This is a genomic window from Chryseobacterium sp. CH25 (genome assembly GCF_004119455.1).
Lineage (GTDB): Bacteria > Bacteroidota > Bacteroidia > Flavobacteriales > Weeksellaceae > Chryseobacterium.
The window spans coordinates 715,556-731,608 of sequence record NZ_NRQT01000001.1 but is presented as its reverse complement, the minus strand read 5'-3'; the positions used below and the strand labels follow the sequence as shown (position 1 = coordinate 731,608).

The 16,053-nt window shown below is 35.6% G+C and carries 12 protein-coding genes and 1 pseudogene; 7 read left to right on the top strand and 6 right to left on the bottom strand.

The features are described 5' to 3' along the window. Nucleotides 1-19 precede the first annotated feature (19 nt). Nucleotides 20-1,651: a S8 family peptidase gene (locus BOQ64_RS03235; RefSeq protein WP_129056075.1), complete on the bottom strand. Its 1,632-nt coding sequence runs from the start codon at nucleotides 1,649-1,651 to the stop codon at nucleotides 20-22. A gap of 72 nt (nucleotides 1,652-1,723) precedes the next feature. On the opposite strand from BOQ64_RS03235, the gene BOQ64_RS03230 reads away from it, so the two are divergent. From BOQ64_RS03230 to BOQ64_RS03215, 4 genes are all read left to right on the top strand, one after another. Further along, nucleotides 1,724-2,833 carry a DegT/DnrJ/EryC1/StrS family aminotransferase gene (locus BOQ64_RS03230; RefSeq protein ID WP_129059632.1) on the top strand — a complete coding sequence of 370 codons (1,110 nt, stop codon included), beginning with the start codon at nucleotides 1,724-1,726 and terminating at the stop codon, nucleotides 2,831-2,833. Between the two features lie 454 nt (nucleotides 2,834-3,287). Beyond that, on the top strand, nucleotides 3,288-4,307 hold the full coding sequence (galE, locus tag BOQ64_RS03225; RefSeq protein WP_129056079.1) for a UDP-glucose 4-epimerase GalE: 1,020 nt from the start codon (nucleotides 3,288-3,290) through the stop codon (nucleotides 4,305-4,307). A gap of 19 nt (nucleotides 4,308-4,326) precedes the next feature. Then, nucleotides 4,327-5,091, top strand: coding sequence for a methyltransferase domain-containing protein (locus tag BOQ64_RS03220; RefSeq protein ID WP_129056081.1), 765 nt, complete (start codon nucleotides 4,327-4,329; stop codon nucleotides 5,089-5,091). Nucleotides 5,092-5,104: 13 nt separating this feature from the next. Next, nucleotides 5,105-5,557, top strand: coding sequence for an adenylyltransferase/cytidyltransferase family protein (locus tag BOQ64_RS03215; protein WP_129056083.1), 453 nt, complete (start codon nucleotides 5,105-5,107; stop codon nucleotides 5,555-5,557). A gap of 42 nt (nucleotides 5,558-5,599) precedes the next feature. Here BOQ64_RS03215 and BOQ64_RS03210 read toward each other — a convergent pair whose 3' ends face one another. The 5 genes and pseudogenes from BOQ64_RS03210 to pnuC form a co-directional block, all read right to left on the bottom strand. Continuing rightward, nucleotides 5,600-8,185, bottom strand: a complete 2,586-nt coding sequence (locus BOQ64_RS03210; RefSeq protein WP_129056085.1) for a TonB-dependent receptor domain-containing protein — start codon at nucleotides 8,183-8,185, stop codon at nucleotides 5,600-5,602. A gap of 130 nt (nucleotides 8,186-8,315) precedes the next feature. Then, nucleotides 8,316-9,340: pseudogene (gene mltG, locus BOQ64_RS24660) on the bottom strand (endolytic transglycosylase MltG). A 31-nt stretch (nucleotides 9,341-9,371) separates the two neighbouring features. After that, the gene (dapF, locus tag BOQ64_RS03200) at nucleotides 9,372-10,139 is read right to left on the bottom strand and encodes a diaminopimelate epimerase (RefSeq protein ID WP_129056087.1); all 768 of its coding nucleotides are present in this window, start codon (nucleotides 10,137-10,139) and stop codon (nucleotides 9,372-9,374) included. 106 nt (nucleotides 10,140-10,245) lie between these two features. Next, nucleotides 10,246-10,923, bottom strand: a complete 678-nt coding sequence (locus BOQ64_RS03195) for a hypothetical protein (protein ID WP_129056089.1) — start codon at nucleotides 10,921-10,923, stop codon at nucleotides 10,246-10,248. Between the two features lie 4 nt (nucleotides 10,924-10,927). After that, complete coding sequence (pnuC, locus tag BOQ64_RS03190) at nucleotides 10,928-11,599, bottom strand: nicotinamide riboside transporter PnuC (RefSeq protein ID WP_129056091.1); 672 nt, start codon at nucleotides 11,597-11,599, stop codon at nucleotides 10,928-10,930. A gap of 166 nt (nucleotides 11,600-11,765) precedes the next feature. Between pnuC and BOQ64_RS03185 the strand changes: the two genes are divergently transcribed. From BOQ64_RS03185 to hemN, 3 genes are all read left to right on the top strand, one after another. Further along, nucleotides 11,766-13,280 carry an amino acid permease gene (locus tag BOQ64_RS03185; protein WP_129056093.1) on the top strand — a complete coding sequence of 505 codons (1,515 nt, stop codon included), beginning with the start codon at nucleotides 11,766-11,768 and terminating at the stop codon, nucleotides 13,278-13,280. A gap of 61 nt (nucleotides 13,281-13,341) precedes the next feature. Continuing rightward, complete coding sequence (locus tag BOQ64_RS03180; protein WP_129056095.1) at nucleotides 13,342-14,352, top strand: WD40/YVTN/BNR-like repeat-containing protein; 1,011 nt, start codon at nucleotides 13,342-13,344, stop codon at nucleotides 14,350-14,352. A gap of 243 nt (nucleotides 14,353-14,595) precedes the next feature. Further along, nucleotides 14,596-15,954 carry an oxygen-independent coproporphyrinogen III oxidase gene (gene hemN, locus BOQ64_RS03175; protein WP_129056097.1) on the top strand — a complete coding sequence of 453 codons (1,359 nt, stop codon included), beginning with the start codon at nucleotides 14,596-14,598 and terminating at the stop codon, nucleotides 15,952-15,954. The last annotated feature ends 99 nt before the right edge of the window (nucleotides 15,955-16,053 follow it).

Here is a 16,053-nt window from a genome sequence, read left to right as displayed (position 1 = left end):
ATTAAAGGAACCGTGATGTCTATTCCTTTAAAAATTTCTCATAATAGACCTTGTCTTTGGTCTGAATTTTAAGGTAATATACTCCTTTTACAAAATCATCAACTTTTACAGATTTCTGATGAACTTCCTTTCTTATCAGCCTTCCCAGATTATCATAAATTTCCAGTGAATTGATCTCGTTTTCTGAAGCAATATTCAGAATATTTTTAACAGGGTTCGGGAACAAAGCGAATTTTTCTTTTTTTACAACTTCAGACGTGTTTAATACACTGTTATACAGGCTTCCGAAATTAAGAATTCCATATCCCATCTGATCCGTATGGTTAGGATATAATGAAGCTGTTTGTCTTAGTTTTGTTTTAAGCTGATCTCTGTTCATGCTGGGAAAAGCCTGGAGAAGGCATGCAACACCCCCGGATGCAATAGGAGTGGCAAGGGAAGTTCCGTTAGTTGAATAGGTGTTATTTCCTAAAACCGTTGCTGTAGCAGTTCCTCTTGTACTTCCATCCGGTTTAACAACTCCAAGTGAATTTGGTCCGTAAGATGAAAAAGCTGAAGAGTTTCCTGAAGAATCTACAGCACCAATGGTAAATACTTTGGCATTGTCTGCAGGAGTCAGAAGGTAGTGCCATGAAACGTTCCCAGAGTTTCCTGCAGCTACAAGGACAAAAATTCCTTTTTCAGAAGCAATTCCTGCTCCTCTTGCAATAAAAGAGGTACTTCCGTTCAGATCAGCATTGGTATAATTGTATTGTGGATTATCAAAAACATTATATCCAAGCGATGTAGTAATGATTTCTACCCCTTTTCTGTCTGCTTCTTCAGCTGCTTCAATCCAATAGAGTTCTTCTTCAGGAATTTCTATCGTTGCATTCTCACTGCGGTACAGATAAAAATCAGCATCCGGAGCTGATCCTACAAATACATTTTCCAGGTAACCGCCCATAACACCTAATACTGTAGTACCGTGTGCATTCAGGGAAGAATTGTAGATGTCGGCGGATTTGGCGACAAAGTCATAACCTCCTTTTATTTTATTGTTGTTTCGCAATCTCAGAAAGGCATCTCCTGTATTTACGGTAGGAAATCCGGTATCAATAACCGCAATAGAAACTCCGGTTCCGGTATAGCCGGCCAGGTGAAGGGGTCTTATATTACTCTGGTCTATCTGCTCTGTACCAGTACCATATTCAAAAGTGGTAAGAATCTTTTGAGTATTGGTTGGTGTTTTCCATTTATTGATAGGTGTTGGCTGTACGGTGGGAGCTCCGTTTCTGGCAAAACTCTCTACAGACAAAACAAAAGGTTGTGTTTGTAAAAGAGTAATTTGAGCCGGAGTTGCATTTACAGCAGCTCCATTAAGCCATTTAGAATAGTCCGTAACAGTAAATCCCAGATTCTGAAGGTTTTGAATGTAAGATTGCTCTATAGGAGCGTCCTGATCATTAAGCGGTATGCCTAATGTTGTACGTCTGTTAAGTGATTTTTGGCTAAGCTCAGAAAGAGGATTGGCAAAAAATGCCGCTTTATTAGGCTTATCCTTAAAAAATACAAAAACAAGCTGAGTTTGTGCTGAAGAGTAGGAGTAACCTGCTAGGAAACAAAACAGTAAAATTTTTTCATATAAATTTTTGTATAAAGATAAAAACAAAATCAATAAAATTTTTGATAGGATTTTAAAATCCTTATTTTACAGAAATAATTTATTTATGAAAAAATTCAGATGGTTGACTTGCAAAGTCAGTATTACAAAATAAAGAATGATGTAGACAATGCAGTTTTAAATGTAATGGATTCCGCGGCTTTTATCAACGGTCCTGAAGTAAAGTCTTTCCAGAATGAATTGGAGTCTTATTTAGATGTAAAACATGTTATTCCGTGTGCTAATGGAACTGATGCATTACAGATTGCTCTTATGGCGTTGGATTTGAAGGAGGGAGACGAAATCATTACGGCTGATTTTACTTTTGCTGCAACAGTAGAAGTGATTCATCTGCTTAAATTAAAGTCTGTTTTGGTAGATGTTGATTATGATACGTTTACAATTTCTACAGAAGCTTTAAGAAAAGCTATTACGCCAAAAACAAAGGCTATTATTCCTGTACATATATTCGGGCAGTGTGCAAACATGGAAGAAATTCTGAAAATTGCTGAAGAGCACAATTTATATGTAATTGAAGATAATGCACAGGCAATTGGTGCAGAATACACATTCTCTGACGGAAGCTCAAAATACGCCGGAACAATGGCAACAGTAGGAACTACTTCTTTCTTCCCTTCCAAAAACCTTGGATGTTATGGAGACGGAGGAGCTATTTTTACCAATAATGATGATCTTGCTCACCGTTTAAGAGGAATTGTAAACCATGGAATGTATGAAAGATATTACCATGATGAGGTGGGAGTAAATTCTCGTTTAGACAGTATTCAGGCTGCGGTGTTAAGAAAAAAATTACCACACCTAGATTCATACAATGAAGCAAGAAGAAAAGCCGCTGATTATTATGATGAGGCATTTGCCGGGCACGAAAATATTTTAACTCCACAGAGATCTGAGAGCTCTACTCACGTATTCCACCAGTATACACTGAGAATTTTGAACGGTAAGAGAAATGAACTGCAGAAGTTCCTTACAGAAAAGGAAATTCCGGCAATGATTTACTATCCGGTTGCATTAAGAAAGCAAAAAGCGTATTTCCAGGAGAGCAATGCAGCTGATTTTGTGAATACAGATAAGCTTTTGGATCAGGTAATCTCTTTACCGATGCACACAGAATTAGATGAAGAACAGTTGAAGTATATTACGGATGCTGTACTTGAGTTTATGGGGTAAAAAAGAATGAAGGAGTTTTTTCTTAAAGGTAAAAAATATAAATTATTTTTAAGATTTCATCTTTTTATAGTGGGATTGTATTCACTTTATTTAATGAATACTGTGATGTCCTATAATTCCTTAGATGACGCTAAATATTATAAAGAGAGTATTTCTGAAAATATACTGAAATACTCTCTTTACATAATTGTAAATTTAATTGCTGGGATAATCATTTTTTGCAAATTAAAATATACAAAGATTATTCTCAATTTTTTTGCAGCAGTAGTCCTTATTTTAGTTTGTTTTGCTAATTATACCTTAATTAAAAGTTACATTAACAATTCATATTACAACTTTGTAATTATTTTTAATACATTAGTTATCTGTTTTATTCTTTTCTATATTTTTTATTTAAACCATAGAGAAATAGAAAAAAATGAAATAGAAAATATAGGAAAACACGAAGATTAAAATGGCAATACTTGTTACCGGAGGACTTGGATATATTGGTTCCCACACCGTTGTAGAACTGCTTAATAATGGCTTTGAAGTTGTTATTGTGGATGATTTGTCCAATTCAGAGAGGTTTATTTTAAAGAATATAGAGGAGATTACAGGTAAGAAACCTGTGTTTTATCCTTTTGATCTAAAGCGAAAAGAACTTCTTAATCAGGTTTTTGATGCTCATACCATTGATGGCTGTATTAATTTTGCCGCTTTTAAAGCTGTAGGAGAGAGCCAGGTAAAACCTGTAGACTATTACGAAAATAATTTATTCTCTCTTATCAATATTCTACAGGAGTTTAAAGAAAGAGAAATCTCAAACTTTATTTTCAGTTCATCATGCACTGTATACGGGCAGGCAGAGGTAATGCCTATTGATGAAAATACACCTTTAAAAATGCCTGAAAGCGTTTATGGAAAGACGAAACAAATGGGTGAGGAGATCCTTATTGACTTTGCTAAGGCATACAAAAGAAAAATTTCACTCTTAAGATATTTTAATCCGATTGGGGCACATCCATCTGCAAAACTAGGAGAATTACCTATAGGAATTCCTAATAATTTGGTCCCTTACGTAATGCAGACTGCTGCAGGAATTCGTGAGAAATTAAGTGTTTGGGGTGATGATTATCAGACAGAAGATGGAACTGCTGTTCGTGATTATATCTATATTGTAGATCTGGCTAAAGCTCATGTTGCGGCCCTAAAGAAACTGATAGAAGATCCATCCAGCGAAACCGTTATTGATACTTATAATCTTGGAACAGGGAAAGGATCATCTGTTCTGGAAGTCATAAAGGCTTTTGAAAGTGCAAATGGAGTAGAGGTTCCTTATCAGATTTGTGACAGAAGAGAAGGGGATATCACAATTGCCTATGCTAATCCTTCTAAAGCCGAAAAAGAACTGAACTGGAAGTCCGAGACCTCTTTAGAAGAGTCTTTAAGAACAGTTTGGGAATGGCAGAAATATCTCAACACAAGAAACTAAACTCATAAATTCAATCATTATGGCTTGGAATCCTGAAGTATACGACCAATTTAAACAAGAGCGTTCAGCTCCTTTCTTTGACTTGTTAAATCTTGTAGAATCAAGAACGGGAATATCTGTTATAGATTTAGGATGTGGAACAGGAGAACTTACTTCAAAACTTTTGGATTACTTGGAAGATTCAAAAGTTTTAGGAATAGATTCTTCTGAAGAAATGCTTGAAAAAGCAGTTCAATTCGAAACAAGTAGATTGACTTTTGAAAAAAGAAGTGTTGAAGAGCAGCTTCATTTGGGAGATACTTATGATTTAATTATTTCCAATGCAGCGATCCAATGGTGTAGCCACCATAAAGAGCTTTTTCCAAGAATTATCAGTAAGATTAAGGAAGGTGGGCAATTGGCCGTTCAGATCCCTTCTAATCATGAATATGTGGTGCATCAGTTACTCAGAAAGGTTGCAGGCACAGAACCTTTTAAAAGTGCCTATAATAGCTGGGAAAGAGAGTATACAGTTTTAACAATTGAAGACTACGCCCGGATATTATTTGAGAATAAAGGAAGAGAAATTACTGTATTTGAGAAAGTATTTCCTCATGTTCTTGAAGATGCAGATGCTGTGTTTACCTGGGCTTCAGGAACAGCAATGCTTCCTTATATAGAAAAGCTTCCTGATGAAATGAAAGAAGAATTTAAAAACAATTATAAACAACAATTACAAAACACCTTCCCTGAATCACCAGTATTTTATCCGTTTAAAAGAACATTTATTTCAGCGAAGTTTTAATTCTAATATTAATATGAAGACACAAAGAATAGGTATTACATTTTCCTCATTTGATTTATTACACGCAGGGCATATCAAAATGCTTGAAGAAGCAAAAACAGTGTGCGATTATCTGATTGTTGGGCTGCAAATTGACCCGTCTCATGACCGTCCGAACAAAAACAGACCAAGCCAGACAATTGTAGAACGTTATATTCAGCTAAAAGCAGTAAATGCTGTGGATGAAATTGTACCTTACTACACAGAAGAAGATTTACTGGATATCTTAAAATCTTTCGTAATTGATGTAAGAATCATTGGTGATGATTATATGGACAGAGATTTTACAGGGAAACAGTATTGTGAAGAAAAAGGAATTGAGATCTTTTACAATAAAAGAGACCACAGATTTTCTACCAGCGACCTAAGGAAAAGAATTTATGAAGCTGAGAAAGAAAAAGAAGAGAGAGCTGAAAGTGTAAAATAAGAAATAAAAAAACCGAAAAGTAATTTTCGGTTTTTTTTTGTATTACATTGGGCCACCGCCCTGTTCGTCATCTCCCTTAGTATTGGAGTTAATATCCTTTTTAATTTTTGGTTTGGCATCAACCTTTTCACCCTGTTTAAATTTGTAGGTGAAAGACAGTGCGAATTGTCTCGGCTGCCACTGCATCTCCATTTCTCTGGTAAATTGAGCGTTATCAGAGAAATTTTTCATCTTTCTTGTATTAAATATATCTCTGATATTGAATCCAATAATTCCATTTCCTTTCCAGATCGTCTGGCTTATTCCTAAATCTATACCATACATTGCTTTACGGTTGTTCATAGCTGTTTTCTCTGCAGCTCTGTAGAAACTTTGAATTTGTAAACTTAGAGTCTTTGTAGGCTTGAAGGTATTGTTAAAACGTAGTCTGTAAGAAAAACCGGTACCTGAGAAATCATTTAAAGTTTTTGGATCATCAGGGAATAGATTATAGCTTCCTGTATTTTTATACCCGTAAAGATCGGCAGAAAGCATTATTTTCCACCAATTGAATGGATCATAAGTTCCGTTCAGATCCAAACCGTAATTAGTTTCTGTACCTACGTTGAAAGGAATGGTGTTCACCGCACCTGTCTGATCTATATACTGATATCTGTTTTGCTCGTCTTCAGACTTTCTGAAATATAAAGTAGGATTAAACGTAATTTTTTTATTCGAAAGGTTATATCCCAGCTCGAAAGAGTTTTCGTAGGTTGGGTTTAGGTTGGGGTTTCCTCTGAAATAGTTTCTGTCATCATCAAAAGACATAAAAGGAATCAAAGAAAAAGCTCTCGGGCGGTTGATTCTTCTTGAATAATTTAACAAGATCTGGTTGTTCTTAGCCAGATCATAGCTTAAAAATACCGATGGGAAAAACTTAGTATAGTTTTTATTAACTTCCGGAGTATTTGCTGGATTTCCATTTACATCATAATTCTGGAAGTTGACATCAATTTGTGAAGTTTCACTTCTTAATCCTAATTGATAAGCAAATTTTTCTCCGATTTTACTTTTAAACTGTGCATAAACACCTAAAATCTTTTCAGAATATACTGTGTTACTTGTGAAATCGTACCTTGTATATGCAGGCTGCTCGTTATCACTTTGGTCTACAAAATAATCGTAGGTGTTTCTGTTATAATCATAACGTGCTCCAGCTTCTAATTTAGACTTTTCTCCTATGGGAAGTTCATAATCTATTTTTCCGATGAATGTATCCGTTTTAGAATCTGTGATTACATTATTAACAACGCCGTTTGGCTGTAAAATATTTTCAACGAATGTTCTTTGAACAATTTTGTTGGTTCCATCTGTTTTATTCGTCTGGTAACTTGCAGATGCTGATAATAATTGTCCGTTATCTCCAATTTTCTGATCAATTCCAAAGTCAAACTGAGTCGCTAGGTTTTTATTGTTTCCATAGCTGTTTCTATTTCTTAAAACATTAATTACACCAGAAGTGGGGCTGGTATAGAGTCTTTCGTTATAAGCATTAAGTCCTGTTTGGTCAGTATCAAAACTTCTGATCATTCCGGAGAAGTTGATAGAAGTCTTATCGCTGAAATCATGTGTAAAACCAGCTGTCACATTGTAAGTGTCACTTTCTCTCGTCGTTTTACCATTTTGTTGAGAATACTGTGTAAAAGGGAATGCATCAGAAGACAGACTGCTGATGTCATCTTTTCTCGTAGTGGTATTCTTCATGGTGCTTTCGTTTTTCTGATAGCCACCACCGCCATTCAGGAACCATGTCCAGTTACCTTTTCTCCAGTTAAGATTGGCATTAAGATTGGTTCTTGGAAGGTAACCTAACGTCCCAGTTACGGTACCGTTGAAGCCCATCTTTTTATCTTTTTTAAGAATAATATTCAGAATACCTGCTGTTCCACTTGCTTCAAATTTGGAAGAAGGGTTGGTGATTACCTCAATTCTTTCTATCTGATCAGCCGGGATACTTTGCAGAGCATTGGCTCCATCATCTATTCCAAGAAGGGAAGATGGTTTTCCATTGATCAAAAACTTTACATTAGAATTTCCTCTCATAGAAACTGTCCCGTCCGTATCTACAGAAACTGAAGGTACATTGGTTAAAACATCCTGAAGGTTTCCTCCTTTACTTACAATATCCTGTGAAGGATCATATGTTTTTTTGTCAAGCTCTACTTTATAAGCTTTGGTTGCTGCAGCTGTGATAACAACCCCTTGTATTTCATTGGTTTTCCCGTCTAATGTAGACGTAGCAGAGGCTTCAATAGATAGCGCACCAATATTACCGGCTCCGGTAATATTTTTATTGATGATGCTTTTTTTGTAGTCAATAGCTTCTACAGCAATGTCATAGCTTCCGGGAGTAAGTTGCAGTTTATATTGTCCCTTTTCATCTGTCAGCACAGCATCGCTTAATGCTTTGTTGGCCTTGTTGCTGAAAGTTACTGAGGCATAAGGTACCGGTTGGTTCTTCTTATTGACAATGGTTCCTGAAACATCAGCCTTCTCCTGGGCAAAAGCCATAGCTGCTGCCGAGAGTACTAAAGTAAGTCCTAGTGCTTTTCTGGTGAAAATATTGACAATTTCTGTCTTATTCTTCATAGGTTATTTTTTTGTATAAAATCGTGAAAGGATAACCCTTAACATTTTGAATTTCAATATTTGTTTGATTTTCAAAATATTATGATTTAATTATTGTTTTTTATTTATAAAATACGGGTGTCTGCTAAGCTTATTTTATATTTTTTGAATTGAGCCAGTCCTGATAAGCTTTTGCATTTACAGCGTGTTCTTCTGCACTTGCTGTAAACTTATGATATCCAAATCTTGCAGGATCTGCACACATAAATATATAATTGTTGTTTTCTGCATTTAAAACAGCGTCTACAGAGTTTTTATCCACTACGCAGATGGGGCCTGGTGGGATTCCTGCATTAGCGTAAGTGTTGTATGGAGATGGAGTAGACAAATGTTTATAAAATACTCTTTTAATTGGTTCTTTAAAGTTTGTCTGCTTATTGATTGCATAAATTACAGTTGGATCAGACTGAAGTTTCATCCCTTTTCTGTAACGGTTTAAATATAAACCTGCAATGGTTTTCATTTCGTCTTTCTTTCCGCCTGATTCTTTATATACAATAGACGCAAGGGCATAAATTTGTTCTCTTGAAAGTCCTGACTGCTGTTCTTTATTTTTTCTTTCACTGGTCCAGAATTCATTATACTGGTCTTCAAATTTTGCAAAAAATTCTCTTGGGCTTACTGTCCAGAAAAAATTATAAGTGTCAATAAAGAAATACTTTTTCAGATCTTCAATATCTTTATATCCTTTTTCCTGTGCCACCACATTAAGATCATTTACAAAATGAAGAGAATCCAGCTCAGTTTTTTGGTAACCTTTCCAATCATCTGATACATATCTCCAAAATCTCCGATTCTGAAAGAGTTTGCAGTCTGGTTACCTGCTTTAATCATATTAACAAGATCTGTATTTCCTTTCCCACTTTGGATATGATAACGTCCCGCTTTAAAATTAGCAGCAAGACCTTTATCTTTAGCCACCGTTTCAAATGATTCTCGGTCTTTAATGTATGGGGCAATAGAATCCATAATCTGATTAAAGTTTGCCTTATGAGGGATCAGAATATAACCGTCCTTTTCTACATTGTTTCCAAAATATTTATTATAAAATCTCAATCCAAAAAATCCTGCTACTACAAAAACGAGCAGAATGATAATGAGAATAGCTTTTTTCATTCCTATTATTATTGATTAAAAGTTTCTGATTTTAAAGAAGCTCTACTTTACCTTTAAAAACTTGCTTTGCGGGACCTTCCAGCCAGATGTTGCGGAAAGAATCACCGTCTTTTTCAGCATATACCTTCAGATTTCCACCCAAAGTTTTAACTTTTATGGAAGTTAGATTGTCTTTTTGTAAAAAAGTTAAAGCAGAAGCTGTAACTCCTGTTCCGCAGCTGTAAGTTTCGTTCTCAACGCCTCGTTCATAGGTTCTTACGAAAATCTCGTTGTCTGAAATTTTTTCCACAAAGTTGACATTGATCCCTTTTTCTTTATAATTTTCCGAATTTCTGATGCCGTTTCCTTCTGCAAAAACATTATAATTTACCAAATCTTCCACGTATTTTACATAATGTGGAGAGCCGGTATCCATCACACTGTCTTCTCCGTCATTTGAAATTATATTTACATCAGACATTTTCAGTTTTACAATTCCGTTATGGATTTCAGCAATATGTTCACCATCAATTGCGATGAATTTGCAGTTGTCTTCAAAGATATCAAGGAAAAAAGAGAAGGCTACTGAACAGCGGGCCCCGTTTCCACAGAAGCTCTTTGAACCATCAGAATTATAATAATCAACTTCAAAATCATAGCCGTCTGCAGTATTTATTTTAATAAGTCCATCTGCACCAATTCCAAAACGGCGGTCACAAAGCTTCTGTATATTTTCGATTGAAAGATCATCCCATTCCCCAGAACGATTGTCTATCATTACAAAATCGTTTCCTGTACCCTGATATTTATAAAATTCCATATTGTTTTTTGTCTAAAATGAAGAAACAAAATTAGTATATTTAAAATGAAAAACGAACAGTGTTAACTGTTCGTTTCCTTATTTATAATCGTTATTTATAATTGTTCTATCTAAAGCCGCCACTGCTCTGTTGTCTGTTTGAACCTGAGCTTTGGCTGCTGCTGGAACTGTTTCTGAATCCGCCACTTGATGATTCAGATCTTCCTGTATTTGTGCTTCCAGAATTTCTGAAGCCACCACTGCTTTGAGTATTCTGACTTCCCTGATAACCACTGTTTGAATTTCTGAATCCACCGCTGCTTTGGTTGTTCTGACTGTTCTGATTTCCTCGGTTGTTTTGATAACCACCGTTTGAGTTTCTGAAACCACCACTGCTTTGATTATTCTGGCTTCCCTGATAACCACTGTTCGGATTTCTGAATCCACCGCTGCTGCCATTATTGGAGCTTCCGTTATATCCGCTGTTACCAACACCGTTATTCGGTCTTTGTGAAGTAACTACAGTTTTTCTTTCTACATATACTTTTCTTCTGGAGTTATTATAATTGTCATAATAGTAAGGCATACCATTATCATAGTAGTAATTGATATTGTTTCTATAATAATACCCGTCATTACCATAATACCCACCACTACCGTAATATCCGGAAGGAGCGTAGTAATAACCGTTGTTATAGTATGGGTCACCATAACCATTGCTGCCATAACCGTCTGTATAGGCAAGACAAGATGTTAAAGTGCTTATAGCAAAGATACTAACTGCTATTTTGAATAAATTTTTCATAACTTTATTGTACTTTTTTTTCTTTAAAACTTTTTTTCCAACTGAGGTATCCTAAGATAGCCATTATAGTAAATACCAAATATTGAACCGAAGTGATACCAAGACCCTTAAAAATCATCATGGGCATACAAATAAAATCTCCAATAATCCAGAAAATCCAGTTCTCAATACGCTGTTTAGCCATAAACCACATTCCTACTAAAAATATTGAAGTTGTAAAAATATCCATCCAGTTTGCCCAATCCAAATGATATAATCCAAGGTTGGTTCCCACCATTGAAAACTGATTGTCAATATAAGGTTTATAATAATAGATGAAAGTAACCAGTATGAGACTCAGGATAAAAAGAATAACGGCATAAACCCACTCTTTTTTAGTGGCCCACGTGACATCTACGTGTACATGATCTTCAGAATTTTTGGCCCATAGAATCCAGCCATAGACACTCATTATTGTATAATATACATTAATCAGACAATCTCCCAGTAACCCGAAATTGAAAAGAATATACACATAGATCAGGGTTGAAATAATGCCGGTAGGGTATACCCATATATTTTTCTTAATGGAAAAATATACGCTCAAAGTTCCGAAAATTGCACCCGATGCTTCCAGTATAATCTGTAAGGAATCGTAGCTTTCATAAGGCTTTACAAAAAGATCATATAAATTCATGCGATCAAAAATAAGCAAAAAATAGGACTTTTTAAAATGAATTTTATAATGTGATGTTTGTGCTTTTAAAGACTTTAATGTAAAATAAATGATGAAAGTTTAACGATAAACGTAGGAGTTCCTAAATTTTTTATATTTTCGTAAATCCTTAAATAAATAGAAAAACATGTCAAAAATTTGGGTTAAAAAGCCACTAAGTGCCTATGAGGCAGATATGAAGAAAAGTGAGCTGAAAAAAGTCCTTGGAAAATGGAGTTTAACAGCAATAGGAGTAGGTGCTATCATTGGAGGTGGAATCTTTGTTCTTACGGGAACAGGAGCCTATTATCACGCAGGTCCAGCACTTGCAATATCCTTTATTATAGCAGGAATTGCCTGCGTTTTTGCAGCATTGTGTTATGCGGAGTTTGCCTCAATTATTCCTGTTGAAGGATCTGCATATGCTTATGCTTACGGAACAGTAGGGGAAATTTTTGCATGGGCAATGGGTTGGTGTCTCATTCTGGAGTATGCCATGGCCAGTATGGCCGTTTCCGTGAGTTGGTCCGGATATTTTACTAAATTTTTAAAGATCTTTGGAGTTCATCTGCCGGCTTATCTTACGTCAGATCCTGCAAGTTATACAGGAAGCGGTTTCTCTATGAACCTTCCTGCGTTTATTCTTGTTCTTCTGATTACAGCCTTATTGGTAAAAGGAACCAAAGAAGCTGCAGGGGCTAATAACCTGATTGTTTTGATGAAAACGTCTGCTGTTATCTTTGTTGTAATTGCAGGAGCTTATATTATTTTTTCAAACCCTGAGCTTTACAATGCAACAGAAGGTGTGAAAAACTGGAAACCTTTTATCCCTGATCAGGTTTCAATTAAGAATGCTGATGGAGAGTTGTTTTCCGCATACGGTATTCAAGGAATTATTTCCGGTGCCGCTGCTATCTTCTTTGCTTATATTGGATTTGATGCCGTTTCTACACAGGCTGGAGAAGCAATCAATCCTAAAAAAGACGTACCATTTGCAATTATTGCTTCATTATTAATCTGTACTGCTTTATATATCTGTGTATCTCTTGTATTAACGGGGATGATGCATTATACAGACTTTAATCCGAATGGAAAATATCCTGATGCCATTAAAGCACCTGTAGCGTATGCATTTGAAATTGCAGGAAAACACTGGGCAAGTAACGTTGTAACTATCGCAGCTACAGTAGGATTGATTTCTGTCGTAATGGTAATGATGATGGGGCAATCCAGAATTTTTATCGGAATGGCAAAAGATGGGTTAATTCCTAGATTCTTTGGAGAGCTTCACCCGAAAACAAAAACACCATATAAAGGAATTATTTTATTGGGTGTTATCGTAGCGTTTATTGCCGCATTTACACCTATTTCCACTTTGGCGGATATGACAAGTTTCGGAACCCTATTTGCATTTACATTGGTTTGTATTGCTGTTTGGGTGATGAGAAAGAAAGAACCTAGTTTGATAAGACCTTTCAAAGTTCCTGCTTATAAAATAGTGGTGATTTTAGGAGTAGTTATCAATTTATTTTTGATTTCACGTCTAAGTGCTCACGCACTAGAACTTTCTGCAGTTTGGTTGTGCTTAGGAGGGCTGGTATATTTCCTTTATGGAAAATCAAACAGTAAGCTAAACAATCCTGAAAAATATCAGAACGATTAATAAGATAATATAGAAACCGCTTCGGCGGTTTTTTTGTTGAAAATAACCTATCTTAAAATATATGAAAAAGATTCTTTCCATTGCATTTCTGTCTGTAGGAATGCTTGCGTTTTCTCAACAGGTAGAAAATATTGAAACAATTCTTAATGATAAAATAAGCATCAGAGCCCTTGAGCTCTATGATAATAAAGTCTGGTACAGCGGTTCGGAATCCAAATTTGGGTTTGTGGATTTGAAGGATACTAAAAATCAAAAACAGATTAAACTTTCTGATGATAAACTTGAGTTCAGAACCCTGGGACAGGATAAGAATTCATTTTATGCAATCAATATTGTAAGCCCGGCCCGTTTCTTCAAGATTGATAAAAAAGATCTGAAATCACAGATTGTTTATACAGACTCTGCAAAAACCGCATTTTATGATGCTCTGCATTTTGTGAATGATAAGCTGGCATATACCTTTAGTGATTCAGACAGTGATTTGTTATTAAAATTGGCAGTTTATAAAGACGGTAAATGGGGAATGTTTAAAAATAATGTAAAGCTGAATGAAGGTGAAGCAGCTTTTGCAGCCAGTAATACCAATATTTCTTCTACGAAAAAAAATGTTTGGATTGCAACAGGTGGAAAAGCTTCAAGAATTATAAGGCTGAATCTAAAGAATGAAAAACTGGAAGTTTTCAATACACCTTTCATTCAGGGGGAATCTTCACAGGGAATGTATTCGATAGATTTTTATGATGACCAATTTGGAGTGGCTGTAGGTGGGGATTACACTAAACAGAATGCTAATGTGAATAATATTGCAACTACCCATGATGGTGGAGAAACCTGGCAGATTCAGGCTTCAGGGCAGAATGCAGGATATATGACCTGTGTGAAAATTAAACCGGGTACAAAAGGGAAGGAAATGATTGCTGTGGGAGATCAGCATATCAGTTACTCTTCAGACTTTGGAAAGACATGGAAGAAGATTTCTGATGAAAAAGGATTGTATGTTGGGCAGTGGATTGACGGGAATAGAGCAGTTTTTGCAGGAAAGGACAGGATTTTGGTAATGACAATACAATAAGATGACTGTTTTGAACCTGAATAAAGAATTTTTAATTGATACCTGAATTCAGATCAAAAAAATAAATAAAACCGATAGAATTTATCATTATCACCATAACAGGTTTAAACAGTGTATTTAGACTCATTCTAAACTATAACCTAATATAATTCATAGGTTAAAATTCATAACTAATGGTTAATTTTGTAGGATGGAATTTTAATGATGTTAAACTTCCTCACCTTATAAAATTTTATTTTCAAAATGAATTCTTTAATAGATAAGTATAATATTCCCGGACCTCGTTACACGTCTTATCCTACCGTTCCATATTGGGATGATTCTACATTTTCACCGGAAAGTTGGAAGGAGAGCGTAATCAGGTCGTTTCATGAAAGCAATGCAGAGGAGGGAATTTCTATTTATATCCATTTGCCTTTCTGCGAGGCTTTGTGTACATTCTGTGCATGTCATAAACGTATTACGAAACAACACAGTGTTGAAGTTCCTTATCTGGAAAGTGTTTTAAAGGAATGGAAACTTTATCTTGAGCTTTTTAATGAAAAGCCAAAATTAAAAGAATTACATCTTGGTGGTGGTACTCCTACATTTTTCTCTCCGGAAAATCTGAAAACGTTGTTAGGTGGAATTTTTTCAACCGTAGACATTGCAGAACATCCTGAGTTTTCGTTTGAAGGGCATCCGAACAACACTACGAAGGAACACCTTCAGACTTTATATGATCTTGGATTCAGGAGAGTAAGCTTCGGAGTTCAGGATTATGATCCTAAAGTACAGAAAGCGATTAACAGAATTCAGCCTTTTGAAAACGTAAAAAACGTAACAGAATGGGCTAAAGAAATTGGATACAGAGGAATCAGCCATGATTTGGTTTTCGGACTTCCACATCAGACTTGGGAAGCCATGGAAAATACCATCAGAAAAACAATGGAGCTGAAACCGGACAGATTAGCATTCTATTCTTATGCACACGTTCCATGGGTAAAAGGAGTAGGACAGAGAGGTTTTGATGAAAATGACCTTCCAAGTGGAGAAGAAAAGCGTCGTTTATATGAAGATGGTAAAAAACTGCTTCAGGATTTAGGATATATTGAGGTAGGGATGGATCATTTCTCTTTAGAACATGATGATTTATACCAATCTCTGATCCATAAAAAGCTTCACAGAAACTTTATGGGATATACTTCAAGCAATACCCAGCTGATGGTAGGACTTGGAATGTCTGCTATTTCAGATTCATGGTATGCTTTTGCTCAGAATGTGAAAACGGTGGAAGAATATCAGACAATGGTAGAAGAAGGTAAAATCCCTGTTGTGAAAGGTCACGTTTTGAATGAAGAAGACTTAATTGTAAGAAGACATATTTTAAATTTAATGTGTCAGCTTGAAACCACTTTCACTATAGATAATTCATTCCCTGAGCTTGATAATGCATTAGACATGCTGAAGGAAATGGAAAATGATGGATTGGTAGAAATTTCAGGTAAGGAAATCAAGATTACAGAAGCGGGGAGAGCTTTCACCCGAAATGTAGCCATGGTTTTTGATCTCAGAATGATGAGAAATAAGCCGGAAACGAGAATCTTCTCGATGACGATATAAAACAAAAGCGATTCAACACTGAATCGCTTTTTTATTTTAGCCACGAATGCACGAATATTTTTTATTTAATGTATTGTCATTCCGCAGGAATCTCAACAT

What these genes read in the sequence shown, in the direction of transcription:
- BOQ64_RS03230 (WP_129059632.1), top strand. Translation starts at nt 1,724, where the DNA reads ATGGTTGACTTGCAAAGTCAGTATTACAAAATAAAGAATGATGTAGAC.
- galE (WP_129056079.1), top strand. Translation starts at nt 3,288, where the DNA reads ATGGCAATACTTGTTACCGGAGGACTTGGATATATTGGTTCCCACACC.
- BOQ64_RS03220 (WP_129056081.1), top strand. Translation starts at nt 4,327, where the DNA reads ATGGCTTGGAATCCTGAAGTATACGACCAATTTAAACAAGAGCGTTCA.
- BOQ64_RS03215 (WP_129056083.1), top strand. Translation starts at nt 5,105, where the DNA reads ATGAAGACACAAAGAATAGGTATTACATTTTCCTCATTTGATTTATTA.
- BOQ64_RS03210 (WP_129056085.1), bottom strand. Translation starts at nt 8,185, where the DNA reads ATGAAGAATAAGACAGAAATTGTCAATATTTTCACCAGAAAAGCACTA.
- dapF (WP_129056087.1), bottom strand. Translation starts at nt 10,139, where the DNA reads ATGGAATTTTATAAATATCAGGGTACAGGAAACGATTTTGTAATGATA.
- BOQ64_RS03195 (WP_129056089.1), bottom strand. Translation starts at nt 10,923, where the DNA reads ATGAAAAATTTATTCAAAATAGCAGTTAGTATCTTTGCTATAAGCACT.
- pnuC (WP_129056091.1), bottom strand. Translation starts at nt 11,599, where the DNA reads ATGAATTTATATGATCTTTTTGTAAAGCCTTATGAAAGCTACGATTCC.
- BOQ64_RS03185 (WP_129056093.1), top strand. Translation starts at nt 11,766, where the DNA reads ATGTCAAAAATTTGGGTTAAAAAGCCACTAAGTGCCTATGAGGCAGAT.
- BOQ64_RS03180 (WP_129056095.1), top strand. Translation starts at nt 13,342, where the DNA reads ATGAAAAAGATTCTTTCCATTGCATTTCTGTCTGTAGGAATGCTTGCG.
- hemN (WP_129056097.1), top strand. Translation starts at nt 14,596, where the DNA reads ATGAATTCTTTAATAGATAAGTATAATATTCCCGGACCTCGTTACACG.